Raw genomic sequence first — 25602 nt, 5'->3', positions numbered from 1 at the left:
GTCCTGTATTAAGAGCAGATAAACCTTAATACAGGGCCACCCCGCACATGTTCGACGCCGCACCTTTGCTGCGAGATGTCTTTGGATTCGACGACTTCCGCCCCGGGCAGGAAGAGATCGTGGATGCCGTGACGGCAGGTGAGAATGTGCTGGCCATCATGCCCACGGGCGGTGGTAAATCCTTATGTTTTCAACTGCCTGCCCTGTTGCGCGATGGCGTGACGGTGGTGATTTCCCCCCTGATCGCCCTGATGCGCGATCAGGTGCGCGGGCTGCAAGAGGCCGGGGTCGAGGCCGGAGCACTGACCTCGGGCAACACGCCCGAAGAAACCGATGCCGTATGGGAGGCACTGGAGACCGGACGGCTCAAACTACTCTACATGGCGCCCGAACGATTGGCCGCCGGGTCGGCTCTGGGGATGCTCCGCCGGATCGGCGTCAGCCTGATCGCCGTGGACGAGGCGCATTGCGTCAGCCAGTGGGGCCACGATTTCCGCCCCGATTACTTGCGGATCGGAGAGCTGCGGCGGGCGCTGAACGTGCCTCTGGCGGCCTTCACCGCGACGGCGGATGCGGAAACGCAGAACGAGATTGTCGAGAAGCTGTTCGACGGCACTCCCCCTCGCAAATTTCTGCGCGGGTTCGACCGGCCCAACATCCATCTGGCCTTTGGCGCCAAGGACGGTCCACGCAAGCAAATCCTCGACTTTGCCGAGGCGCGCAAAGGCCAATCCGGCATCATCTATTGCGGCACCCGCAACAAGACCGAAGTACTGGCCCAGGCATTGCGCGCAGAAGGTCATACTGCCTGCCACTATCATGGCGGGATGGAAGCCGAGGATCGCCGCATCGTCGAAACCCGTTTTGCCCGCGAAGACGGGCTGATCGTGGTCGCAACGGTCGCTTTCGGCATGGGGATCGACAAGCCCGATATCCGCTGGGTCGCCCACGCAGACCTGCCCAAGTCCATCGAGGCTTACTATCAGGAAATCGGTCGCGCCGGGCGCGATGGCGGGCCTGCCGAAACGCTGACTCTATACGGGCCGGAAGATATCCGTTTGCGCCGCTCGCAAATCGACGAAGGGTTGGCCCCGCCAGAACGGCGCATGGCTGACCATGCACGATTGAATGCCCTTCTGGGACTGGCCGAAGCACTGGAATGCCGTCGTCAGACTCTGTTGGGCTATTTCGGGGAACACACAGAGCCTTGTGGCAAATGCGATCTCTGCGATACGCCGCCCGAGGTGTTTGACGGAACCACGCCAGTCCGGATGGCCCTGTCTGCGATCCTGCGCACCGAGGAATGGTTCGGTTCTGGCCACCTGATCGACATCCTCTTAGGGAATGAGACCGACAAAATCCGGGCCCGCCGACATGACAACCTGTCCACCTATGGCATCGGCAAGGACTGGTCACGCCCGCAATGGCAGGCGATTTTCCGGCAGATGATGGGGCACGATCTGGTGCGCCCCGACCCAGAACGTCACGGCGCGCTGCGTATGACCGAGGCCGCGAAACCCATTCTGAAAGGTGAGACGCAGATCAACCTGCGCAAAGACACGATCCGCAAAGCGACCCGGCGCCCGGCCGTCAAAATGATGGTGTCCGAAGAAGACTCGCCGCTGCTGTCCGCGCTCAAGGCGAAACGCCGCGCGTTGGCTGAGGCCGCGCGAGTCCCGGCTTATGTCATTTTCCCCGACCGCACGCTGATCGAAATGTCCGAGAAGCGTCCATCGACGCTTGACGATATGGCGCGTATTGGTGGCGTGGGGGCGAAAAAGCTGGAACGCTACGGGGATACATTCCTTGAAGTGATCGCCGGAGCGGTCGAGGCCATACACCCGGCGCGGCGCAAGCTGGCCGGGCGCGATCAGGGCGAAATCTATGACCGCCTGCTGCAGGTGCAAAGTCAGCTGTCGCGTGGTCCCGAGGGGATTGACAAACCGCTGACCTGTTCCGCCTCGCAACTGGCCAAAGTTGCGCAAATGCGGCCCGATGACCCTCGCATGATGGAACAGCTGCTGGGCGATCGCCGTCACGAAAGGTTTGGCACCGCTTTTCTGGACGTGCTGCGACAAGCGGGCTAGATACCCATCGACAGGCAATGAATGAGGGCGGATATGCTGGTAGTGATTTCCCCAGCCAAGCGGCTGGATTGGGCAGAACGAGATGTGGACGTCACGCAACCAGACTTTCAGGATGACGCGATCCGCCTGTCAAAGACCGCGCGCAATCTGACGCTGGGCGACCTGAAAAAACTGATGGATCTCAGCGACGACCTGGCCCGCCTGAACCGTGACCGCTATCGCGCCTTTTCCGAAGCGCCTTGCGCCACGCTGACCCGACCAGCCGCACTGGCTTTTGCCGGGGACACCTATCAGGGGCTTGAAGCTGCTTCGCTGGACACCGAAGAGATGGCCTGGGCGCAAGACCACCTGCGCATTCTGTCTGGGCTTTACGGCGTGTTGCGCCCGCTGGATGCCATTCAGGCATATAGGCTAGAGATGGGCAGTAAACTGAAAACCCGCCGCGGTAAGAACCTATATGAGTATTGGCGCGATCAGCTGAGCAAAACGCTGAATGCTCAGGCAGAAGAAGTCGGATCTCAGGTTCTGGTGAACTGCGCCAGCCAGGAATACTTCGGGGCAGTCGATCTTGGGGTCCTGAAACCACGCGTGACCACTCCAGTCTTTATGGAAGACAAAGGCGGTTCACCCAAGATCGTCAGCTTCTTTGCGAAAAAGGCGCGCGGCGCAATGGCGCGGTACATTGTCCAGCACCGGCTGACCGATCCCGAAGGCCTCAAGGATTTTGACACCGGTGGCTATGAATACCGCCCCGAACTGTCATCCGAGGACAAACCCGTCTTTTTGCGGCCTTATCAGGCCTGATCACAGTTCTCTTTGCGCGCGGGCGGTTGCGCCTCGGGCGGGCAGTGGTCGACGATCATTTGCAAAATCAGATTTTTGTGCAGTGGTTTGGTCAGGTAATGATCCAATCCCGCCGCCAAAATTCCCTGATCATCTCCCGCCATAGCGTGGGCAGTGAGGGCAACGATAGGCACCCGATGTTGTGTGCCGATCTCGCGCCGCCGTATCTCTCCGGTGGCTTCTTTGCCGTCCATTTTGGGCATTGAGATGTCCATGAAGATTAGATCGGGGTCAAATTCGGCATAGGCCTCAATTGTCTCAAGCCCGTTGGCGACAATCCTCAAATCTATGTTCAGATCCTTGGTCATCTTTTCCAGTATCAGCTGATTGGTCCGGTTATCTTCAGCGGCTAGAACGCGCATCAGTCTCTGACCCTGGGGTTTTGGCGCAAATTCGTCGGCGCCACCAACTTCTTCTAATTGACCCTTCTGGGCGAAAACCGGCGCGCCGAGTGCCGTCAGCCGTGAATAAAGCTCTGACCGCGGGATGGGTTTTTGCAGAACGCCCTCTATCAGGCGATGCGCAGGATCGGCATGGATCACGCCCGGGTTGGCTGACATGACAACGATCGGCAGTTCGCCCCAGCCCCGGTCACGCAAGGTTGTAGCCAACTCAAGCCCGTCCATATCCGGCAGGTCCTGGTCACAGAGAACCAGATCAACAGAGGCGTCCACCACCTTCAGCGCCTCACGACCGGTATTGCACACGGTCACACGAGACCCGAGCCGCCCCAGTTGTTTCGTCAGGATGGCGCAATTCACAACCAGATCTTCGACCACCAGCACATGGCGCAATCGCCCGGCCAGATCGGGGGGTGCCGGCTGCGGTCCCTCAGCCGTAGGCAACGAGATACGAAAACCAAAACAAGATCCTTTGCCCACCTCGCTTTCGACCCAGACTTTGCCGCCCATCATCGTGATCAGGCGTTTGGTTATGGCCAGCCCCAGCCCCGTCCCTTCAAACTGGCGGTTCCTCTCGTCTTCGACCTGATTGAACTCACCGAATATGTGCCCAATCTTTTCGGGTTCGATGCCGATACCAGAATCTTCAATCGCCACGTGGATATCACAGCGTTGCGCGTCCATATCCGGCACTCCGGTAACACGAATCAACACATGCCCATGTGTAGTGAACTTGACTGCGTTGCCCACAAGATTGGTCATGATCTGTCGTATTCGACCCGGGTCGCCAACAAACAGAGTTGGCAGGAACAGGTCGTAATCCACCAGCAGAGTCAGCCCCTTGTCGCGCACACTGGGTTGCAGAAGCATCGCCACTTCGAGGATGCAACGCTCGAAGTCGAACTGTTCCGGGTGCAGGGTAAGCTTGTCGGCCTCGATCTTTGAATAGTCCAGCACATCATTGATGATGACCAGTAGCGCCTCACCCGAGTTTCGAATTGTATTGACGTATAGCCTCTGCTCCTCGCCCAATGGCGTTTCGGTCAGCAGCTCCGTCATGCCGACGATACCGTTCATGGGGGTGCGTATCTCATGGCTCATATTGGCCAAAAAGGCGGATTTCGCACGGTTGGCGGCCTCGGCCCGTTCGCGAGCAGCGTGCAGTTCGGCCTCGTGCCGAACGGAAGACGTAATGTTCAGCGCCAGACTGACGACGTCACCACCGCTGCCACGCTGATCGATCAGCCGGATATACTCGCCGTTCCACAGCAGGATCACAACCGGCTCGGGGTTGGCACTGGACCAGCGTGCCAGCATACGTTCTCGCCACTGCGAGACTGGCTCCGCCCCGATATCCACGATGCCTTCGTCCGTCAGCAGTTCAAGTATGCGGCGATAGTCGATTCCGGGCGCCACCTCGTCCAAGCCTTCGAACACACTCAGATACGCTGTATTGGCGCTGATCAGCTGACTATTCCCATCAAAAAAGGCAAAACCGTCCTGAATGGTCTGGATCGAATGCCACAGCCGTCGTTCGGCCAGTTCGATCTTGGCATTGGCGACGGTCAGGTCAGATTTGACCTTTGCATTCTCGTCGCGCACCGTCTCGACCTCGGCTTGTGTCTCACCAATCTGACGGGTTAGCGCGATAGCGTGGCGGCCAAGTTTACGATTTGCCGCCGACAGCTCGGCCTGTTTGAGGTGTAACAACCGCTCGGCCGCAAGACGCGCGCGCCGTTCTTGGGCTAGTTTTTCTGCTAGGCTCATCGCTGGACTTTCCGGGACTGTTTGCGCACAGCATCCCGGCAGACGATGAAAAAGTGCTTAAACTGTCTAGTGTCGCCCCTCTCGCAGCCAACCGGCCAGCAGGAACCCACCGGCCAGCAACAGAACCAGCCAGGGCGGCAACAATCCTGCTTGGGTGACATCCCGGGTCTCATAAGCGTTGCGTGGAGTCAGCCCAATCCACCCGCGCCCGGCTGCCGGTCGCCCGGCGCGGACGTTGCGGATCACAGGCAGACCGTCCTCGACGCGAATCGCGCCGCCACGCATACCCGCCAGAACCGGGCTCAAAACCTCATCGGTGGCGATGGTATGCTCGAACTCTTTGGGCGCGGCGGGGCCTAGGCCGATCACGGCTGAGTGTTCGCCCTCCTGCAAGCGGTAGAGACCGATCTCGGGGCCAAAATACGTTGCCTCGAACCGACCAGGAGACACCTCCTGCAGCTCGACCTGTAGAGCTTCGCCATTCGGGCGAGTAACGGTCACTTTGCCGACCTCGTCGCTCAGGGTTTGGCGAATGATGCGCATAGACTGGCCGGTGGCTTCGGCCCACAGAGCTTCTTCTTCAAGCTCGGGTTCTTTCATCATCCAATGCGCCAGCCTGCGCAGCAGTTCCAGCTGCGGGCCGCCGCCTTCGAAGCCGCGACTCCACAGCCAGGCGTGGTCCGACGCCAAAAGCGCCACGCGCCCTTCGCCGACGCGATCAAGCACCAGCAGCGGGCGCTCGTCCACGCCCGTCATCAACACTTCGCCAGTACGGTGGTTCACATCAATCTGGCGCAACCACGCACCCCAACTGTCGGCATCGCCCAGATTCGTGGTCACAGGGTGACGTTGACCCAGTTCTGAAACCATAGGGACATACCGTTCCTCAATCACCCGCGCAGTGGGTTGTGCAGGCAGCAACGGTGCAAGCGGTGACCGAAAGATACTGTCGGCTGAGGCGAAATCAGGCCCAGCAGCGATCAGCACGGCGCCGCCATCGTTGATATAGTTGGTGACGTTGTCCAGGTAGATCGCCGGCAAAATGCCCCGCCTTTTGTAGCGGTCAAAGATGATCAGATCGAAATCGTTGATCTTTTCCAGAAACAGCTCGCGCGTCGGGAAGGCGATCAGCGACAGCTCATCCACCGGCACACCGTCCTGTTTCTCAGGTGGGCGCAGGATTGTGAAATGCACCAGATCGACGGAACTGTCCGACTTCAGAAGGTTGCGCCAGGTGCGCCCGCCCGGATGCGGCTCGCCCGAAACCAACAGAACGCGTAGCCTGTCGCGCACGCCGTTGATCTGGATCAGCGCGGTGTTGTTACGGTCGGTCAGCTCACCCTCGGCCTGAGGCACGGTGAACTGGATAACGTTGCGCCCGCCATGCGGCAGCGCAATAGGTACTTCAACGTCGCGCCCAATGGGCATGGCAAAGCTTTCGGGTTCGCCGCCATCAACCGAGACTTCCAGCGGTGCGGTGACGGCACCGGGCGGTACGGCACCGCTGTCTTCGACTCGCAAAGTCAGAGTTACAGGCTCACCAATGATGGCAAAGGCCGGGGCGTTTCGAACAATCAAACGGCGATCCCAGTCGGCAGCACGTCCCGTTTGCAGCAGGTGCATCGGTGCCGGCAGGTCCGGGGCCTGATCGACGTCGTGGACAATGCCATCCGAAACGACGAGGATACCGGCGATGCGCGCGCGCGGTTCTTCGGCCAGCGCCGCGTTCAAGGCAGCCATGATCTGTGTACCTTCGTCCCCGTCCCCGTCGCCTACGCTGATGCGGCGCAGTTCGGTGTTCTCGCGGCTTTCGATTTCGGCCGCCAGTTCTTCGGCGGCTTGTGCGGTTTGATCCGCACGGTCCGACAAGGCCTGACTGGCGCTTTCATCCTCGATCATCAAGACGATGTCCGTCAGCGGCGCACGGTCTTCGATCTGATAGACCGGACCGGACAACGCCGCGATTACGACCAGAGCTGCCAGTCCACGCAACGCCCAGCCCGAAAGGCCGCGCCACAGGGCCAGCAACACTCCGCCCAGCGCGATAGTTGCGACAACCGCAAGAACCGGCCAATAAACGAGGGGATCAAAAATTACGGTTCCGGTCATTGTCCCAACCTGTCCAATAACGCGGGCACGTGGACCTGATCGGATTTGTAGTTCCCGGTCAGCACGTGCATCACCAGATTGACGCCAAAGCGATTGGCCAGCTCACGTTGGCGTTCCCCCGCATAGCCACGCCCAACCGGCAACAGCGCCTGACCATTACGATCCACGGCCCAGGCTCCGGCCCAGTCGTTGCCGCCGATCACCACCGGCGTAACATTGTCATTCAGGTTGCGGAAGGGCATCCCCTCGATCTGTTCCGCATCCAGCGGGGCCGCTTCGACCCAGATCTCGGTGCCGGAATAACGACCCGGGAAATCCTGCAGCAAATAGAACGCACGGGTCAAAACATGGTCACGCGGAACAGGCTCTAACGAGGGGATATTTAGCGGTGCTGCCAACTGCTGAAGCTTGCGGCCGTTTGCGCTGGAGGTGCCAAACCCAGCGATATTCGCGTCGCGCGTGTCGAACAGGATCATACCGCCTGAGCGTAGATATGCGTTCAGTTTGGCATAGGCCTCGGACGAGGGTTGCGGCTGATCCGGGGTAATTGGCCAGTAGAGAAGCGGGAAAAACGCAAGTTCATCACGTTCAAGATCGACACCAATCGGTTGGGCAGGCTCAACCGACGTGCGATAATACAGGGTCTGCACCAACCCACGCATCCCGGCCAGCGCGATTTCGTCCACCTCTGCGTTACCAGTCAGGACATGTGCCAGAACAAGTTCATGAGTGGCATCAAGCGCGAACTCGGTTTCCTCCGGCGTTTGCGCCTGCGCCTGCGGTACCACCAACAGAACACCCAAGGTCACGACCGCCGCGCGGGCCAGCCCCAGACGACCCGACAGGGATAACGAAGCGATCACATCCACAGTCAACAGAATCAGGGCCAGACTCAGCAGAATTCCTCCGACAGGCGTTTCGGTGCTGACTTCTTGCCCCTTGATCGGAATGTCCTGCGGCCAGACAACTGGGCTCAGAACAGCATCATCCGACAGAACATTCAGAGCAAGCTTCTGCTTGCCGCTTTCGTAAAGACCGGGACGCAGATCAGGCCCAATGGTTCCAGAAACCAGATCGACTCCGTCCACCCCCGGCAGATTTCCAGCTTCCGACAGGGTTCCGAACCCGTCCAGAATCTGGATCGGCTCCCACGTCGTTCCTTGCAGTTGTTCCACCTGCCGGGATTTGGCAGCAGAGGCCACTGCAAGTCGGTCCAGCATCTCAACGAACAGGCCGGATAACGGCAGGCTGGACCATTCCGCATCCGCCGTGACATGGAACAGAACCACCTGACCCAGCCCCAGCGACTTGCGCGTCACCAGAGGTGTGCCATCGGACAAGGACGCCACGACCCGATCCGCAAGGTTGGGGTCTGGTTGCGCCATGACCTGAGTGGTCACGGTAACGTCTTCAGGTATTTTCAGCCCATAAAACGGAGAGCTTTCCGGGAAAGGCGCCAATCCCTTGGCCTCACCCCAACTCATCGCGCCACCGACGGACCGCCCACCGCTGCGCAGGCGGACAGGCAGCAAAATGTCCTCTTCGTCCCGCCCCAGGTCACTGGCGGCCATGCGGGGACCGGCAAAGCGCAGCAGCAATCCACCCTGCTCGACCCATTCAACCAGCTCGGTCTGTTCGGTGTCGGACAATTTGGCGACGTCGGCCAGAACAATCACATCCGGATTGGCTGGCAAGACGTCCAGCAGACCGCCTTCAACGAAATCGGCGGTCGGGATCAGGACCTGTGTCAGGTAGTGCAACGGAGACAGCAGCTCCAACCCCTCACGGTTCAGCGTTCCTGCAATCAGGGCGACCTCGCGGCGACGCAGGCTGTCATCGATCAGAGTGACCGCGCCGGCGGATCGCTGACCCTGTATTTCGAATCGTGTAATTCGAGCCCGCAACTCGGACGGCAGCGCCAGCTCGGTTTGCGCCTGATTAGAGCCTTTTTCGAACTGCATTTCCGTAGAGTGCAATACCCGCTTGGCGCCGGCCGGGTCGCGCCCTTGTGCCAACAAAGTGACCGTTTCCGGCTCACTGGCATCAGCCCTTAGTGCGGTCAATTGGATTGCACCGTCCTGATAGGAGGCCGGGGCCACTGCGACAACCTGCGTCGCAGACATATAAGCTGTGACCGCACCCCGCGATTGCAAAGCCGAAAGCAACCGGTCATGCCCATCATAGGACAGGCGGTCACTGAACCAATGCGTGTCGAAACCGCCGGAAACTTCGTCCAATGTGGCAATGGCAGCGGCAATCTGCGTCTCGGTTGGTTGCCAAGGCATCGGAGTCAAACCGGGCAATCGCCCACGCCAGGCTTCGGCAGCTTGAAAAATCGGTGCCTCGGGCTCGGTCAAGCGAATGATCGACACGGGGCGTCCCGCCCGACCGGCCTCTGTCAGTTGCGCGTCGATCTGATCCAGGGTTGAGGACCAGCGCGTCGCCCCGGCCCAGCTGGCGTCCAAAACCAATAGCAGCGGTCCCGAACCTGTTTCGTCGCGCGCCGGGTTCAGAACCGGACCCGCCAGGCCGATGATGATCGCTGCTGCCGCCAGCATCCGCAAAAGAAGGAGCCACCAGGGCGTTCGGTCCGAAACGCTTTCATCATCTTTCAGACCCAGCATCAGAGTGACCGCCGGGAACAGACGGCGGATCGGCGCAGGCGGCACTGCACGCAGGATCAACCAGAGGATCGGCAAGGTCAGAAGACCCAGCAATATCCAAGGGGCGGTAAAGCCGATACCCGCCAGAACCGTCATTGTGCACCCCCATCCAATGCGCGATAGAGCCACAATAGAGCCGATTGCGCACTGTCCCCGGTGTGATGCAGACCCAGTTGCCAGCCAGTCGCACGGCACAGCTGCTCCAGCGCGTCCTTGCGTTCTGCCAGCCGATCCAAATACCGTTGACGCAGATCGCCGGCCTTGAGGGTTTCGTGACGGACAGTGCCACCAACGCTTTCGAAAATGGTTCGGCCACGATAGGGGAAGGCCTCTTCACCCGGATCAAGGACCTGCAGCAGGACACCACGTACGCCCCGGTCAGCGGATTTGGTCAGGGCCAGTTCGACCTCATCCAGTGGTCCCAGAAAATCGGATATGAACACGGCACGCGCATGCGGAATCATGGCGCGGTGCTCCGGAGGGGCATAGTCGGTCTCGGAATCCTCAGTCCACGCTTGTGCCAGCCGGATAATCTGCGCGTTGCCCCGGCGCGGTGGTAGGGTGGTACCGGTCAGGCCCACGCGCTCGCCCCCACGCACCAGCAGAATAGCAGTTGAAAGGCCCAGTAGACGTGCCCGATCCGCCTTGGTCGGAAGCACTTTGTCTGATGCGAACCGCATCGAAGCGCCCTGATCCACCCATAACATTATGGATTGGGCAATCTGCCATTCCCGTTCACGCACAAATTGCTGATCCCCGCGCGCCGAGCGCCGGTGATCAATCAACCGGCGGCTGTCACCGATCTGAGCCGGACGGTATTGCCAGAAATCATCACCAAGGCCTGAGCGCCTGCGGCCGTGATCGCCCAGCAACACAGTGCCTGCCAGATGCTCGGCCCGCGCCAATAGCGGCGGCAGCCGGGATGCCTCGGCTTCGGATCGTTCGCGAAGGGTCAGCGCGGCATTCACGCCGCTGCCTCTGTGCGGGTCAATCCGGTTGCCGTGGTTTCGATCAGATCGGCCAGGCTGTCACCACGCGCCCGTGCCGCAAAGTTCAGAGCCATACGGTGGCTGAGCACCGGCCTCGCCATGTCCAGCACATCTTCGGCATTGGGCGCCAAACGGCCTTGCAGCATCGCCCGGGCCCGCACGGTCATCATCAGCGCTTGTGCCGCACGCGGTCCCGGACCCCAGGCCACGGTTTCAGCAACACGATCAGATACGCCCGGTTCTTCCGGACGGAATGCGCGCACCAGATCAAGGATCAGTTCAACAACCGAATCCCCTACAGGCATACGACGCAACAAAACCTGGGCCGCCAGCAATTCGTCCTTGGTGAAAATCTGGCTGGCCTCTTCCTCTTCAACCCCGGTCGTGGCCAGCAGGATGTCGCGTTCTGTCTGGCGGTCGGGATAATCCACATCGATCTGTACCAAAAAGCGGTCCAGCTGGGCTTCGGGCAGTGGGTAGGTCCCTTCTTGTTCGATCGGATTTTGCGTGGCCAACACATGGAAAGGCACACCCAACGAACGATCTTCGCCCGCAACCGTGACCGTACGCTCTTGCATCGCCTGCAGTAGCGCTGATTGAGTCCGCGGGCTGGCGCGGTTGATCTCATCCGCCATCAGCAGCTGGCAGAAAATGGGCCCCGAGATGAATCGGAAATGCCGGCTACCGTCCTCGGCGGTGTCCAGAACCTCGGATCCCAGTATGTCGGCCGGCATCAAATCGGGTGTGAACTGGATTCGGTTGCCATGTAATCCCATCACGGTGGACAATGTTTCAACCAAGCGGGTCTTTCCCAGCCCCGGCAGACCGATCAACAATGCGTGACCGCCGCACAAAAGAGCGGTCAAAGTCAGATCCACGACCCTCTCCTGTCCGATAAAACGGCGCGTGATCGATAGTTTGGCCTCTTGTAGCTTGTTTTCCAGCGCTTCGATCTCGGCAACGAGGTCGGCAGGTTCGGTCATGACTTTCCCTTCCGTGGACTATTATGATTGAAGTGTATCGCGCTGAGAGGAAATGGCAAAAGCAATGAGCGGACAAAAACCTGTGACACCCTCACCCGATGGTCTGGCGGCATCGGTCAAAGCGGCCAAAACTAGGGGTTTACCGCCCGTTCACCTGTGGAATCCTCCGTTTTGCGGCGATCTGGACATTCGGATCGCCAAAGATGGTACCTGGAGTTATTTAGGGTCGCCCATCAACCGGTTCGAGCTTGTGAAGCTATTTTCCTCAATTCTTAAGAAAGAAGAGAACAAGTATTACCTAGTAACCCCGGTCGAAAAGGTGGGAATCACCGTCGATGATGCGCCTTTTGTTGCCGTGGATTTCGAACGCGCTGGGGAAGGCGATACTCAGACCCTGACATTCATTACCCAAGTGGACGATAGGGCGACGGCTGGTCCAGATCACCCGATCAGGATTGTCAACAATCCGGATACAGATGAACCTTCACCCTATGTATTGATCCGCGCGAACCTTGAGGCCCGGATCGACCGCAAAAGCTTCTACCGCCTCGCAGAGATAGGCGCCCTTCACGATAACTGGTTCGGTGTCTGGTCTGACGGCCAGTTCTTTCCCCTCATCGCGTCTGACAGTCTGGTGGAAGATTAGGCGACCGCGGCCTGCGGTCCTGGGCCAAAACGACGGCAAGCGCCACGATGCCAGCCCCCATTGCGCGGGTCCAATTCCATTCCTCACCCAGCACAACCAGGATCACCATGACATAAAATGGTGCGATGTTGATGTGAAACGAAGCAAGAGCAACACCGAGCTTGCCGATTGACGCCACAAACAGAACCTGGCTGAGCCCAAGCGCGACAAGAGCGTAGATTGCCAGCATCCCCGCCTGCTGCGTGTCAAACGGTGCTGTTGGCAAAACCTCCATTCCGAGCTGGCCAGCCCCTATCAGCAGAATCGAGGTCATAAAAAGACCACCGACCAGCGTAATCGTGCTTCGCCCGACCTGGCTGAGCTCGGGGAAGTCGCGCGCCGTAGCCATGCAGGCCCAGCAGAACAACGCTGTCGACAAAACGGCACAGGCCGCACCCAGCCCTAGCTGTGCCGGAGCAACAGCGCTGGTCGCAATCAGACCTCCGATGATCGAGGCTGCCAAACCTAATAGAAAATTCAGTTTCAAACGCCGTGTCCCCGCCAAAAGCTCTAGCAGCGTCGCAATGATCGGGGCTGATGAGGCAATTATCGCTACTGTGACCGGGTCGGTTAACTTCTGAGCAACAAGAAGCAGAAACATTCCCAATCCTAGCCCCAAACCTCCGACGCGCATCGCATGACCCCAACGGGCACGCAAAACACGGTCTGGTCCGTCGAGCAAAAACCAGATCGGCACCATCACTGCGGCTGCCAGCGCCAATCGCGCCACGATCAACGTGATCGGCGGCCAACTTTGCAAGAGGATCTCTGCTGCTGGAAAGCCCGCAGCCCAAGTCAACATGGACGCAACAGCCAGCGTATTCCCGGACAGCGCGGATTGCCGCCCATCAGACGCAACTAGGGTGTTCCCGCGAACGGGTTCAGGGCTCATAGCCATCGCATACAGACCTTTTTTCTGACACGGCGCCGTTGAAATGATTCGCCGCGATAGGCCGAATGTCTCTGATTTGAAACTGGCGATCTGGCTAATTTTCGACACTCTGTCGTTTTCAGGCTCTTTCGCGAAAAACACCTGAAAGCTAAGATCGGTTCATCACGACCTGAGACCCAGCATGCCCAGATTTGCCGCCAATATTTCGCTGCTCTTCCAAGAGCTCCCCTACCTTGATCGGTTTCAGGCAGCAGCTGAGGCAGGTTTCAAAGCGGTCGAGGTCTTGTTCCCTTATGACCTAGCCGCAAGGGAAACGCGCCGGGCACTGTTGGCCAACGGGTTGGAGCTTGCGTTGATCAATGCGCCGCCACCCAACTACACGGGAGGTACGCCGGGTTACGCCGCGATACCCGACGGCCAGGCGCGCTTTCAGTCAGATATCAAACGCGTCATGCGGTATGCGGACGTGCTGCGTCCCGGGCTGATCCACATCATGTCGGGCTACTCATCAGGCCCGCTGGCGCTGGATTGCTTTGTGCAAAACCTGCAGTGGGCCGCAGATTTCGCCCCGCAACAGAACTTCACAATCGAGCCACTCAACCCGGTTTCTCAACCGGAGTACTTTCTGAACGATTACGCTCTGGCGGCCGACGTTCTGGACCGAGTGAACCGTCCTAATGTCGCCCTTCAATATGACAGTTTTCACGCGCATATGATCCACGGTGACGCAATTGCCATCTGGGAGGCCTACCGGGATCGGATTTCACATGCCCAGATCGGCGCTGCCCCAGATCGCTCGGAGCCGGGGCGCGGTGAAACGGATTTCCCAACACTATTCGCCAAAATGGACGCCAGCGGATACACGGGTTGGGTCAGCGCGGAATACACTCCGTCTATGCGCCAAACCCAAGCCAGTCTGGGTTGGATGCAGCCATAGCATCTGCTACGCGCCCGGTCGGGCCGCAGGCCTGACCCGCTGCGAAGATGGCCCGTTGGGCCTGATGAGCAGCGTACCAATTGGCTTGATCTCAATGTGCCTCAGCCCAGTTGGCACCCTGACCTGCGTCAACCACCAGCTTTACATCCAGTTTCACTGCGGGGTCCGATGCGCCCTCCATCACGTCACGTGCGGTCGCGATCACCTGATCCACGGCGTCTTCGGCCACTTCGAACAGAAGTTCGTCGTGCACCTGCAACAGCATCTTTGCGGGCAGACCATTGATGGCACCCGGCATCCGCACCATGGCCCGCCGGATCACATCGGCTGCCGTCCCCTGAATCGGTGCGTTGATGGCCGCACGGCGCGAGAACCCGGCATGTGGGCCCTTGGCGTTAATTTCGGGCGTGTGGATTTTTCGTCCAAACAGTGTCTGCACATAGCCATTCTCTTTGGCGAAAGCGACAGTGTCATCCATATAGCGCCGAATGCCGGGGAAGCGTTCGAAATAGCGGTCGATGAACCCCTGCGCCTCGGCCCGAGGAATGCGCAGATTGCGCGCCAGCCCAAAGCCGGAAATCCCATAGATGACACCAAAGTTGATCGCCTTGGCCTGACGGCGAATGTCAGGGGTCATCTCATCCAATGGTACATCGAACATCTCCGATGCAGTCATCGCATGAATGTCCAGACCATCCGAAAACGCCTGTTTCAGAGCCGAAATATCCGCGATATGCGCCAAGATCCGCAGTTCTATCTGGCTGTAGTCCAGGCTGACCAGAACATTTCCCGGTTCGGCGATGAACGCTTCACGAATGCGTCGCCCTTCCTCAGTACGGACGGGTATGTTCTGAAGGTTCGGATCGGTCGAGGCCAAACGCCCGGTATTCGCGCCGGTGATCGAGTAGGACGTATGCACCCGGCCTGTATCGGGGTTGATATGGGTCTGCAGCGCATCTGTATAAGTCGATTTAAGTTTGGACAGTTGCCGCCAGTCCAGCACCCGGCGCGGCAATTCGTGCTCGGTCGCAAGGTCTTCCAGAATATCAGCACCCGTCGAGTATTTCCCGGTCTTGCCCTTCTTGCCGCCTTCCAGGCCCATCTTGTCGAACAGGATTTCACCCAGTTGCGCAGGGGAGCCGACGTTGAAATTCTCGCCCGCCAACTCATGAATGTCAGCCTCCAGCCCGGCCATCTTTTGTGCAAATGCGTTGGACATGCGGCTCAGCACATCGCGGTCGACCTTGATGCCATGCATCTCCATCTCGGCCAGCACCGGGACCAGCGGGCGTTCCAGCGTCTCGTAAACTGTAGTCACCTGCACTTGATGAAGCTGCGGCTTGAACAGCCTCCACAGGCGCAGCGTGATATCCGCATCCTCGGCCGCATAGGCGGTGGCCTCGTCAATCGGCACCTTGTCAAACGTGATCGCTGACTTGCCCGAACCCAGTAGCGGTTTGATCGGAATCGGAGTGTGGTTCAGATAGCGCTCGGACAGCGTATCCATGCCATGCCCATGCTCACCGCCATGCATGGCGTAAGACATCAGCATCGTGTCGTCGATCGGGGCAATGCTCACACCATAGCGCGCAAAGATCTTGGCATCATATTTCATGTTCTGCCCGATCTTCAGGATCGAGGGATCCTCAAACATCGGTTTCAGCAGTGTTAGAGCCTCATTCAGCGGCATCTGCCCCTTGGCCAGCGCATCCGTCCCGAACAGATCATCCGTCGCGCTTTCGCGGTGGATCAGCGGAATATAACAGGCCTCACCCGGCTCGATGCACAGCGAAATCCCGACCAGATCTGCAATCATCTCATTCAGGCCGGTGGTTTCGGTATCCACCGCAACCCAACCCCGTTCATAAGCCTGGGCAATCCATTTCTGCAAAGCGTCCGCGTCGCGCACGCATTCGTATTTCGATGCGTCGAAAGCGATGGCTTCGGCGTCGGCATCCTCGACGGCGGGCGCGGGTGCATCTGCTATAACCGGAGCCTCGGCGCCCAGCTTGTCCGCGATCCGCTTTGTAAGGGTGCGGAACTCCATCTCGGCCAGAAAACCCAAAAGCGTCTCCGGCTCAGGGTCTTTCACCTCAAGATCGTCCAGCGTGAAATCCAGTGGGGTTCTCTCATCAAGCTGCACCAGCTTTTTCGACAGTTCTATCTGATCCCGCTTTTCGATCAGCGTCTGACGACGCTTGGGCTGCTTGATCTCCTCGGCCCGGTCCAACAGCGTTTCCAGATCACCGTATTCGTTGATCAACAGGGCTGCTGTTTTTACCCCGATCCCCGGCGCACCCGGAACATTATCGACGCTGTCCCCGGCAAGAGCCTGCACATCCACAACACGCTCGGGACCAACCCCAAATTTCTCGAACACACCATCGCGGTCGATGCGTTTGTTCTTCATCGCATCCAGCATATCGACCCCGTCGCCGACCAGCTGCATCAGATCCTTGTCAGAACTGACGATGGTCACACGGCCGCCCGCATCGCGGGCCTGAACAGCGAGGGTCGCGATAATGTCGTCGGCCTCATACCCCTCCAACTCCTTACAAGCGATATTGAAGGCCTTCGTCGCCTCACGCGTCAGGGGCATCTGAGGGCGCAGATCCTCTGGCATCGCTTCGCGGTTAGCTTTGTACAAGTCGTACAGATCATTGCGGAACGTGTGTGAACCCTTGTCGAAGATCACCGCAACATGGGTCGGCGCATCTGGCCCGGCGTTATCCTCAACATACTTCTGCAACATGTTGCAAAAGCCCGAAACCGCGCCAATCGGCATTCCGTCAGATTTCCGCGTTAACGGCGGCAAAGCGTGGTAGGCCCGAAAAATAAAGGCTGATCCGTCGATCAGATGCAGGTGGCAACCTTTTCCGAACTTCGTATGTGACATGTATGGCTCCGGCATAGGGTTCGGGAAACATCTAAAGGACGCGGGTGGAATTGACGAGCCTGTTGGCTATTCAAATCAACGAGTCGAGACATTCACGTTCTGATCTCGGCGCGGTTCAACTTAATGCAAAAGTCCGGCGATTTTTGTTCCAGGCAAGGCCAAGCTTGCCCGCCAGGATTTCAAACCGGCGATTTAGTGACCGGTCATTCAATCGCCGCGACAAGCTTCTCAATGGGATCAGGTTGTGCTCTCCATACCCGTCAACCAGGAAAAAGCCGGATTCTGCCCCCCGATTCCCGTAGACGATATTTCTTGCATTCAGGTCGCGTGCAACAATTTGAAGATCATACATTTTGTCAACAAAAGCATTCAACTGATCCAGCTTCTCGGTGGTCAACTCATTGCGCTTGCACATTTTGGCCAGATGCAATGCCAAGCCGTTGTCTTCGCCGCATATTTTTTCGACGACAACCCCAGGCCCGCGATCCGTTTGCACGATCCCAAGCATTCTGGGCAAAGGCGAGCTTTTGATCTGCTCGCCAATTTTCATCGCGACCTTCAGTTCACACTCGACCTCATTCAACATATTGCGATATTTCGCATCCGCGAAAACACGCCATGCAATGCGCTTTGCAAGGCCGCGAACTCCATTCCGTGCGTCTGCATTTCTTATCTTAATCAGTAAATCCGACCGCCCGGGAAAGGTGTATACTTCCCGCACCCAACCCGTCGTCAAAAGCGCCAAATCTGACACCATGATAACGTCGGCCATTAGAAAACAATCTGATCTCGCGCTCATGCTTCAATGTACCCTTGCCCACACTAGGCGAGATCGTCGGATTGGTCTCAACCGTCAGGTTCGAATGTGTTCAATACATACTTGCAATCGCAATACGGACATTCAACCCAACCCGTATCCTCAGGGATTTGCAGCCAGACACGCGGGTGTCCCAATGCGCCTTCGCCGCCGTCACAGGCAACACGGGCGGTTTCGACGATCTTGGTTTCCGGCGCTTCAAGTGTCACGGCTGGCGATCCTTCCATGGTTGTCGGCCTCGCGGGCATGTAATAGGTGCGTTTATGAGCGATGAGGAAACCGGGGGCAAGAGCCACATGACCGATGCGGCAATCAGGATCGAAGGTCTGCGCAAGACATACCGTGGCGGCAAGGGACAACCTGAGAAACACGCTCTGAAAGGCATCGATCTTATGGTTCCGCGCGGGTCGGTTTTTGGATTGCTGGGGCCGAACGGGGCGGGAAAATCGACTCTGATCAACATTCTGGCGGGGCTGGTGGTCAAAACCTCGGGGCACGTCTCAATCTGGGGCTTCGACCAGGATCGCAATCCACGGCAATCCTGCGCTGCAATCGGCGTCATGCCGCAAGAACTGAACCTTGATCCGTTCTTCACCCCTCGCGGCGCTTTGGAAGTGCAGGCAGGACTTTACGGCGTGCCGAAATCCGAGCGGCGCAGTGATGAGATTCTGGGGCTTGTCGGTCTCAGCGACAAGGCCGACGCCTACGCCCGCACTCTGTCGGGCGGTATGCGGCGGCGGCTGTTGCTGGCCAAGGCGCTGGTGCATCATCCGAAAATTCTGGTTCTGGACGAGCCCACGGCAGGCGTCGATATCGAACTACGCCAGATGCTCTGGACCAATGTACGCAAGCTGAACGAACAGGGCATGACAATCATCCTGACCACACACTATCTGGAAGAAGCGCAGGAGATGTGCGATGAGATTGCCATCATCAACCACGGCGAGAAGGTTGCACAAGACAGCACCGCCAACCTTCTGGGCCGGATGGACAGCCGGACTATGGTGATCCTGCCCGACAACCCGATTACCGATTTGCCAATCACCGAGGGTGTCGAGGCCATGCTGCGCGACGACGGCAACCTCGTTCTGCAGTATCGCAGCACCCAGACCAGCGCCGAGCAGGTCCTGGACTCGATCCGTCAGGCCGGTATTCGCATCCGCGATGTCCGCACCGAAGAGGCGGATCTGGAAGATGTGTTCCTCGCTCTTACCTCGACCCGCACGGATGTCCCGGTGGACGATCTGGATCAACCGCGTCGGGGCATGCACCGCGTCAAGCTTTAGATTCGGTCGATCCGCGCCTGATAGCAATTGTTGCGGGCGGACCGGACGTGGATATAGGCGATGTCCGGACGGGCAAAGATGTCTCTGACTGCGGTGCCGATCTGATCCGCAGGCGTGATCGCCCCGGTGCCATAAACGATCCGGTCATCCTCGCCATAGCCTTTGATCAGATAGTCGGGCGAGGTCGTCAGAATTTCGGGTAACTCTTCACCTTCGTACCGCTCGCAGGGGGCAGCACACAGAAAAATCGGGCCAGTTTCCGCGTAAGGATGTGTCTCTAAAAAAGGGCGATGTGCCAAAATCAGCATGTCGTCCCCCTCGGGAATGTTCTGCAAACAATGGCGGCAAGGGTTACCTGTTCCCGTCGAAACAGCTCGCTCGGGTGTGGCGCCGTAGGCATCCGGGCCGCCGGTTTGCAGGGTGCGTACTTCTTCGGTGGGTAGTGCTGTGATCTTGAACATCTCGGGTCTCCTTTTTCCCCGACCATGCCCACCGGATCAGCCCCAAGCGACCCGTTTCCTGCGCAAAGGACTCGAAAAAGAACAAAACGTGAATATAATGCTGAATCACCATGTATGCCGAACTGTCGATCACGTCGAATTTCACCTTCCTCACCGGGGCCTCGCACCCCGAGGAGTATATGGAGCGTGCCGTCACCCTTGGCCTGCCTGCCATTGCGATTGCCGATGACAACTCGGTCGCCGGGATTGTCCGCGCCCACACCCAAGGGCGCGAGATCGCCCGCAAGGTGCGAGAGCGCGTGGAGTGGGAAGCACAGAACACCTCAATCGGCCCACCCTGCCCCGATCACATCCCCAAACCGTCCTCTTATCCGATCCACGCGGTACCGCGTCTGATCCCGGCGGCAAGGCTGACTTTTACCGACGCGCCGACCGTCACCGCTCTGCCCCTGAACCGGCAGGGCTGGGCCAATCTGTGCCGTATCCTGTCCAAAGGCCGCCTGCGCGCCGAGAAAGGCGATTGCATCCTGCACCTGTCGGACCTTTTGGAATTCTCCGACGGTCTCCACCTGCTGCTCTGGCCACAAGCGATCCGACCCCCGGACGGCGCGAGCGCATGGCGGACACAGGCGCAACAGCTGACGCGCCGCTTTGCCGGGCGGATGCATCTGTTGATGCATCCTCGGTATGATGGCGTAGATAGCACATATTTCTCTTTATTAGAGAATGAATCAAGGCGGATCGGCATCCCCACACTCGCCAGCGCCACGCCGCTGATGCATCACGGCACCCGCCGCAAGCTGGCCGATGTACTGACCGCCATCCGCCTGCGCCGCAAGGTGGATGAGCTGGGCCGCGAGGCACTGGCCAACGGCGAACAGCGTCTGCGGTCTGAGGCCGAGATGCTGCGTATCTTCAAAGGCCATGAGGGTGCCGTGGCGCGCGCGCATGCACTCAGCCAACAGCTCACATTCTCGCTCGACGAGCTGCGGTATGAGTACCCAAGCGAGGGCAGTGAACAGGAAACCCCAACCGAACGCCTGCACCGCCTGGCGCATGAGGGATTGGCCTGGCGTTATCCGGCAGGCGCCTCGGAAAAGGCGAAAAAGATGCTGGCGCATGAGCTCACCCTGATCGGTAAGCTCAAATACGAACCCTACTTCCTCACCGTCCGCGATATCGTTAGTTTTGCCCGTTCTCGCGGCATCCTGTGCCAGGGACGCGGGTCGGCGGCCAATTCGGTGGTCTGCTTCTGCCTCGGCATCACCGAGGTCAGCCCCGAGATGGGCACCATGGTCTTCGAACGTTTTGTCTCCGAGGCGCGCGACGAGCCGCCCGATATCGACGTGGACTTCGAACATGAACGCCGTGAAGAGGTGATTCAGCACATCTATGACCGCTACGAACGCCACCGCGCGGGCCTCTGCGCAACGGTCGTGCATTACCGCGGTAAACGCGCCATCCGCGAGGTCGGCCGCGCCATGGGTCTGACCGAAGACACCATCTCGGCGCTCTCCTCGCAACTCTGGGGCTTCTTCTCGGCCTCTGGCCTCGAAGCCCAAAGGATGCGTGAAATCGGCCTCGACCCCGAAGATCGGCGGCTAAAACAGACTCTAATGCTGGTCTATGAGATCGACGGCTTTCCCCGTCATCTCTCGCAACATGTCGGCGGCTTCATCATCACCGAGGGGCGGCTGGACGAGCTTGTCCCCATCGAAAACGCCACGATGGAGGATCGCACGGTCATCTGCTGGGACAAGGACGACATCGACAGTCTGGGCATCCTCAAGGTCGATGTGCTCAGCCTCGGGATGCTCACCTGCATTCGCAAGGCGTTCGACCTGATCGGGCAGCACCACCAGACCAGCTATACGCTGGCCACCCTGCCGCCCGAGGACCCTGTCATCTACGACATGCTATGCAAGGCGGACAGCATCGGCGTGTTTCAGGTGGAAAGCCGGGCGCAGATGAACTTTCTGCCCCGGATGCGGCCCCGCAATTTCTATGATCTGGTGATCGAGGTCGCCATCATCCGCCCCGGCCCCATTCAGGGCGACATGGTCCACCCCTATATTCGGCGGCGAAATGGTGAGGAGGAGGTCAGCTTCCCCTCGGACGAGCTGGGCGAAGTGTTGGGCAAAACGCTGGGCGTGCCGCTGTTTCAGGAACAGGCGATGCAGATTGCCATTGTCGGCGCAGGTTTCACCCCGGAACAAGCCGACCGGCTGCGCCGCTCGCTGGCGACGTTCAAGAAACATGGCAATGTCAGCGAATTCCGCGCGCTGTTCCTGCGCGGGATGAAACGCAATGGGTATGAACAGGATTTTGCAGAGCGGTGTTTTTCGCAGATCGAAGGTTTTGGGTCCTATGGTTTCCCCGAAAGCCACGCGGCCAGCTTTGCGCTGCTGGTCTACGCCTCGGCCTGGATCAAATGCCACCACCCGGGCATCTTCGCCTGCGCGCTGCTGAACTCGCAGCCAATGGGATTCTATGCCCCCGCCCAGATCGTGCGAGATGCGCGCGAGCACGGGGTGCAGGTGCGCCCGGTCTGCATCAATGCCAGCTTTTGGGACAATGTGATGGAACCTGACGGTCAGGGCGGGCTGGCGCTGCGGCTGGGCTTCCGCCAGATCAAGGGCCTCAGCGAGGAAGATGCCAGCTGGCTGACAGCCGCGCGCGGCAATGGCTACCATCAGGTCGACGATGTCTGGCGCCGTGCCGGTTTGGGACCATCGGTGATCGAACGGCTGGCCGAGGCGGATGCCTTCGCCGCCTGCGACCTGACACGGCGCGAGGCTTTGTGGCAGGCCAAGGCGATTGCGACCGCCAAGCCGCTACCGCTGTTCTCGCAGGATCTGGAGGGCGAGGCGCTGGACGAGCCCGAAGCCTATCTGCCGCAGATGACGCTGGGCGAGCAGGTGGTCGAGGATTACGTCGCCACCCGTCTCAGCCTCAAGGCGCACCCGGTGGCTTTGCTGCGGCATCTTCTGACGCCGAACCAGCGCGACAAAACCACCCCTGTAGCATGATCGTGGAACGGGTTATTGGCCTTGAACAGAGTCGAAATCCGAGACCGCCCATGTCCAGACCAACCCTGCCACCGCGCTTTCCCGCGACGCCCGAACAGATCAACGCGCAGGTCCGCGCCTTCTACGCCCGCGTCCGGCAGGACACGCTGTTGGGCCCGGTATTTGCCAACCACGTCACCGACTGGCCCGCGCATGAGGAAAAGATCGCCGCCTTTTGGCGCAACGCCATTCTGTTCGAGCGTAGCTATGATGGTAATCCGCAGCGCGTGCATATCGAACGACCCGACGTGAAACCGGAATTCTTCGCCCACTGGCTGGATCTGTTCGAAGAGGTCGCCACCCAGACGTTGCCGCCCGAGACCGCCACGCCATGGGTCGCCCTGGCCCGCCGCATCGGCGTGGGGATGAGCGGGCGTGCAATCCGCGCGTCAACCCAAGGACGCGCCGCCGATCCTGCAATAATCTTGGACCATGTCGGCAATGACATGTTAGCGGTAAAATAAGGGCTACCCGCCTCAGAAAAAAATAGTTAAGCAGCGATAAAGACAGCCGGGGAATCCGTCCGCGCTGCTATGGCATGCCGCCACCACACCGACCCATTGACCGAGGCCAGACTGATGAGCGCTCAAAACACCATCCTGCGGGGACTTGGCTATGCATTTCTAGGCTTTGCAGTCTTTGCCAGTCATGACGCGCTGATCAAGGTGCTGGGCGGGACCTATTCGGTGATGCAGATCATCTTTTTTGCAACGCTGTTTTCTTTTGTCCCGATGGCGGTGACAATCCTGACCGACCGGACGACCGGCAACTTCCTGCCCAATCATCCGTGGCTGGTGTTGCTGCGATCCGCCTTGATGGTCACGTCAATGGTCTGCGCGTTTTATGCATTCTCGGTCCTGCCGCTGGCCGAAGTCTATTCGCTGCTGTTCTCTTTCCCGCTGATCGTCACCGTCCTGTCGATCCCGATTCTGGGCGAGGTGGTCCGCGCCCAGCGTTGGGCCGCAGTCGGTGTAGGCCTGATCGGGGTGCTGATCGTCCTGCGCCCGGGTGCAACGGATATTACCCTTGGCCACCTGGCCGCCCTGACAGCCGCCTTTTGCAGCGCCTTCGGTTCGGTTCTGGTGCGCAAGATCGGGAATGAGGAACGCTCAGCCGTTCTGATCCTTTATCCGATGCTACTGGCCATAGCGGCCATGAGCCTTGCGCAGCCGGCAGTTTACCAACCACCATCTTTGTTGCATTTGGCGATGATGGCTCTGGTCGGCGTGTTCTCGGTGATCGCTCAGCATCTGATCATTCTGGCCTATCGCGCCGCTCCGGCCGGGGTTATCGCCCCCAGCCAGTACAGTCAGATCATCTGGGCCACGCTGTTCGGCATGATCTTCTTTGGCGAAAAGCCGGACGGTTGGGTCGCCATCGGGGCCAGCATCATCATCGCTTCGGGCGTTTTCGTCGTCTGGCGCGAGAGTCGGGCGAATACGTCGGCCAACACACCGGTTCTACGCGTGCGATCACCCCGGTCGGATACAGGTGTGACACGGTCGGGAGAGTAACCGATGTAGAAAAACGGCGCGCTTTCGAGCGCGCCGTGGACATCCGTTTAAGCGGTTTTAGCCTATTTAGAGCCTTAGTAGACTACAACGGAACGGATGCTCTCGCCCTTATGCATCAGGTCGAAGCCGTGGTTGATGTCGTCCAGACCCATGGTGTGGGTGATCATCGGGTCGATCTCGATCTTCCCTTCCATGTACCAGTCGACGATCTTGGGCACGTCGGTCCGGCCACGGGCGCCGCCGAATGCGGTACCGCGCCACGAGCGGCCAGTAACCAGTTGGAACGGACGGGTCGAGATCTCGGCCCCCGCCGGCGCCACGCCGATGATGATCGATTCACCCCAGCCCTTGTGCGCCGATTCCAGCGCGTCGCGCATCACGCCGACATTGCCGGTGGCGTCGAACGTGTAATCCGCACCGCCCTTCGTCAGATCGACCAGATAAGGCACCAGATCGCCCTCGACCTCTTTTGGGTTCACGAAATCGGTCATGCCGAACTTGGTGGCCATTTCCACCTTGGACGGGTTCAGATCGACGCCGACAATTTGATCGGCTCCGGCCAGGCGCAGGCCCTGGATCACGTTCAGACCAATGCCGCCCAGACCGAACACGATGGCGCGGCTGCCGATTTCGACCTTGGCTGTGTTGATCACCGCCCCGATGCCGGTGGTCACACCGCAACCGATGTAGCAGATCTTGTCGAACGGAGCGTCCTCACGCACCTTGGCCAGCGCAATCTCGGGCAGTACCGTGTGGTTCGAGAAGGTCGAGCAGCCCATGTAATGCAGGATCGGGTCGCCATCCAGCGTCGAGAAACGAGACGTCCCGTCGGGCATCAGACCCTGGCCCTGCGTCGAACGGATCGCCTGACACAGGTTGGTCTTGGGATGCAGACAATATTCGCATTCGCGGCATTCGGGTGTGTAAAGCGGGATCACGTGATCGCCCGGCTTCAGGCTGGTGACGCCCGGGCCGACCTCGACCACCACACCGGCGCCTTCATGGCCCAGAATGGCGGGGAACAGACCTTCGGGGTCAGCGCCCGACAGGGTGAATTCGTCAGTGTGGCAGATGCCTGTGGCTTTGATCTCGACCAGAACCTCGCCCGCCTTGGGGCCTTCAAGGTTCACGTCCATAACTTCCAAAGGTTTGCCCGCCTGAACGGCAACGGCGGCACGGGTGCGCATGGTGTTAATCTCCCTGT

The 25602-nt window shown here is 59.3% G+C and carries 18 protein-coding genes and 1 pseudogene; 8 read left to right on the top strand and 11 right to left on the bottom strand.

The features are described 5' to 3' along the window. Positions 1–47 precede the first annotated feature (47 nt). The gene (gene recQ / locus AC2TCY_RS02490; RefSeq protein ID WP_480845240.1) at positions 48–2087 is read left to right on the top strand and encodes a DNA helicase RecQ; all 2040 of its coding nucleotides are present in this window, start codon (positions 48–50) and stop codon (positions 2085–2087) included. 33 nt (positions 2088–2120) lie between these two features. Further along, positions 2121–2891: a peroxide stress protein YaaA gene (gene yaaA, locus AC2TCY_RS02485; RefSeq protein ID WP_480845239.1), complete on the top strand. Its 771-nt coding sequence runs from the start codon at positions 2121–2123 to the stop codon at positions 2889–2891. Here yaaA and AC2TCY_RS02480 read toward each other — a convergent pair. The 5 genes from AC2TCY_RS02480 to AC2TCY_RS02460 all read right to left on the bottom strand — a co-directional run bounded on the left by AC2TCY_RS02480 (position 2882) and on the right by AC2TCY_RS02460 (position 11842). Beyond that, positions 2882–5098: a response regulator gene (locus AC2TCY_RS02480; protein WP_480845237.1), complete on the bottom strand. Its 2217-nt coding sequence runs from the start codon at positions 5096–5098 to the stop codon at positions 2882–2884. The genes yaaA and AC2TCY_RS02480 overlap by 10 nt on opposite strands. Positions 5099–5164: 66 nt before the next feature. Continuing rightward, positions 5165–7207, bottom strand: coding sequence for a hypothetical protein (locus AC2TCY_RS02475; protein WP_480845235.1), 2043 nt, complete (start codon positions 7205–7207; stop codon positions 5165–5167). After that, positions 7204–9966: a DUF4159 domain-containing protein gene (locus AC2TCY_RS02470; RefSeq protein ID WP_480845234.1), complete on the bottom strand. Its 2763-nt coding sequence runs from the start codon at positions 9964–9966 to the stop codon at positions 7204–7206. The genes AC2TCY_RS02475 and AC2TCY_RS02470 overlap by 4 nt, the downstream gene beginning before the upstream one ends. Next, positions 9963–10838, bottom strand: a complete 876-nt coding sequence (locus AC2TCY_RS02465) for a DUF58 domain-containing protein (protein WP_480845232.1) — start codon at positions 10836–10838, stop codon at positions 9963–9965. The genes AC2TCY_RS02470 and AC2TCY_RS02465 overlap by 4 nt, the downstream gene beginning before the upstream one ends. Next, complete coding sequence (locus AC2TCY_RS02460) at positions 10835–11842, bottom strand: AAA family ATPase (protein ID WP_480845231.1); 1008 nt, start codon at positions 11840–11842, stop codon at positions 10835–10837. The genes AC2TCY_RS02465 and AC2TCY_RS02460 overlap by 4 nt, the downstream gene beginning before the upstream one ends. A 64-nt stretch (positions 11843–11906) precedes the next feature. On the opposite strand from AC2TCY_RS02460, the gene AC2TCY_RS02455 reads away from it, so the two are divergent. After that, complete coding sequence (locus tag AC2TCY_RS02455) at positions 11907–12488, top strand: DUF1285 domain-containing protein (RefSeq protein ID WP_480845230.1); 582 nt, start codon at positions 11907–11909, stop codon at positions 12486–12488. On the opposite strand, the gene AC2TCY_RS02450 is transcribed toward AC2TCY_RS02455, so the two are convergent. After that, complete coding sequence (locus AC2TCY_RS02450; protein ID WP_480845229.1) at positions 12457–13419, bottom strand: DMT family transporter; 963 nt, start codon at positions 13417–13419, stop codon at positions 12457–12459. The genes AC2TCY_RS02455 and AC2TCY_RS02450 overlap by 32 nt on opposite strands. Positions 13420–13600: 181 nt before the next feature. Here AC2TCY_RS02450 and AC2TCY_RS02445 point away from each other — a divergent pair, with 181 nt between their 5' ends. Next, entirely contained in the window at positions 13601–14356 is a 756-nt protein-coding gene (locus AC2TCY_RS02445; protein WP_480845228.1) for a hydroxypyruvate isomerase family protein, read from the top strand. A 91-nt stretch (positions 14357–14447) separates the two neighbouring features. On the opposite strand, the gene polA is transcribed toward AC2TCY_RS02445, so the two are convergent. The 3 genes from polA to AC2TCY_RS02430 form a co-directional block, all read right to left on the bottom strand. Then, positions 14448–17252, bottom strand: coding sequence for a DNA polymerase I (gene polA / locus AC2TCY_RS02440; RefSeq protein ID WP_480845226.1), 2805 nt, complete (start codon positions 17250–17252; stop codon positions 14448–14450). 115 nt (positions 17253–17367) lie between these two features. Next, positions 17368–18009, bottom strand: a complete 642-nt coding sequence (locus AC2TCY_RS02435) for a YrbL family protein (protein WP_480845493.1) — start codon at positions 18007–18009, stop codon at positions 17368–17370. 89 nt (positions 18010–18098) lie between these two features. Further along, on the bottom strand, positions 18099–18278 hold the full coding sequence (locus AC2TCY_RS02430; protein WP_480845492.1) for a zinc-finger domain-containing protein: 180 nt from the start codon (positions 18276–18278) through the stop codon (positions 18099–18101). Positions 18279–18365: 87 nt separating this feature from the next. Here AC2TCY_RS02430 and AC2TCY_RS02425 point away from each other — a divergent pair, with 87 nt between their 5' ends. Further along, a complete protein-coding gene (locus tag AC2TCY_RS02425; protein WP_480845490.1) occupies positions 18366–19355 on the top strand; it encodes an ABC transporter ATP-binding protein in 990 nt (329 codons plus the stop codon). Here AC2TCY_RS02425 and AC2TCY_RS02420 read toward each other — a convergent pair. After that, the gene (locus AC2TCY_RS02420; protein ID WP_480845225.1) at positions 19352–19816 is read right to left on the bottom strand and encodes a DUF1203 domain-containing protein; all 465 of its coding nucleotides are present in this window, start codon (positions 19814–19816) and stop codon (positions 19352–19354) included. The genes AC2TCY_RS02425 and AC2TCY_RS02420 overlap by 4 nt on opposite strands. 110 nt (positions 19817–19926) lie before the next feature. Here AC2TCY_RS02420 and AC2TCY_RS02415 point away from each other — a divergent pair, with 110 nt between their 5' ends. The 3 genes and pseudogenes from AC2TCY_RS02415 (at position 19927) to AC2TCY_RS02405 (ending at position 24398) form a co-directional block, all read left to right on the top strand. Continuing rightward, positions 19927–22845 carry an error-prone DNA polymerase gene (locus AC2TCY_RS02415; protein WP_480845224.1) on the top strand — a complete coding sequence of 973 codons (2919 nt, stop codon included), beginning with the start codon at positions 19927–19929 and terminating at the stop codon, positions 22843–22845. 50 nt (positions 22846–22895) lie between these two features. Next, a pseudogene (locus AC2TCY_RS02410) lies at positions 22896–23307 on the top strand (group III truncated hemoglobin). A gap of 155 nt (positions 23308–23462) precedes the next feature. Continuing rightward, on the top strand, positions 23463–24398 hold the full coding sequence (locus AC2TCY_RS02405; RefSeq protein ID WP_480845222.1) for a DMT family transporter: 936 nt from the start codon (positions 23463–23465) through the stop codon (positions 24396–24398). Between the two features lie 74 nt (positions 24399–24472). On the opposite strand, the gene AC2TCY_RS02400 is transcribed toward AC2TCY_RS02405, so the two are convergent. Further along, on the bottom strand, positions 24473–25585 hold the full coding sequence (locus AC2TCY_RS02400; RefSeq protein WP_480845221.1) for an S-(hydroxymethyl)glutathione dehydrogenase/class III alcohol dehydrogenase: 1113 nt from the start codon (positions 25583–25585) through the stop codon (positions 24473–24475). Between the last annotated feature and the right edge of the window lie 17 nt (positions 25586–25602).

This window comes from Ruegeria sp. HKCCD7181, from assembly GCF_057221055.1.
Note: the sequence above shows the minus strand (reverse complement) of the source record. Positions and strands in the feature narration are given on the sequence as shown.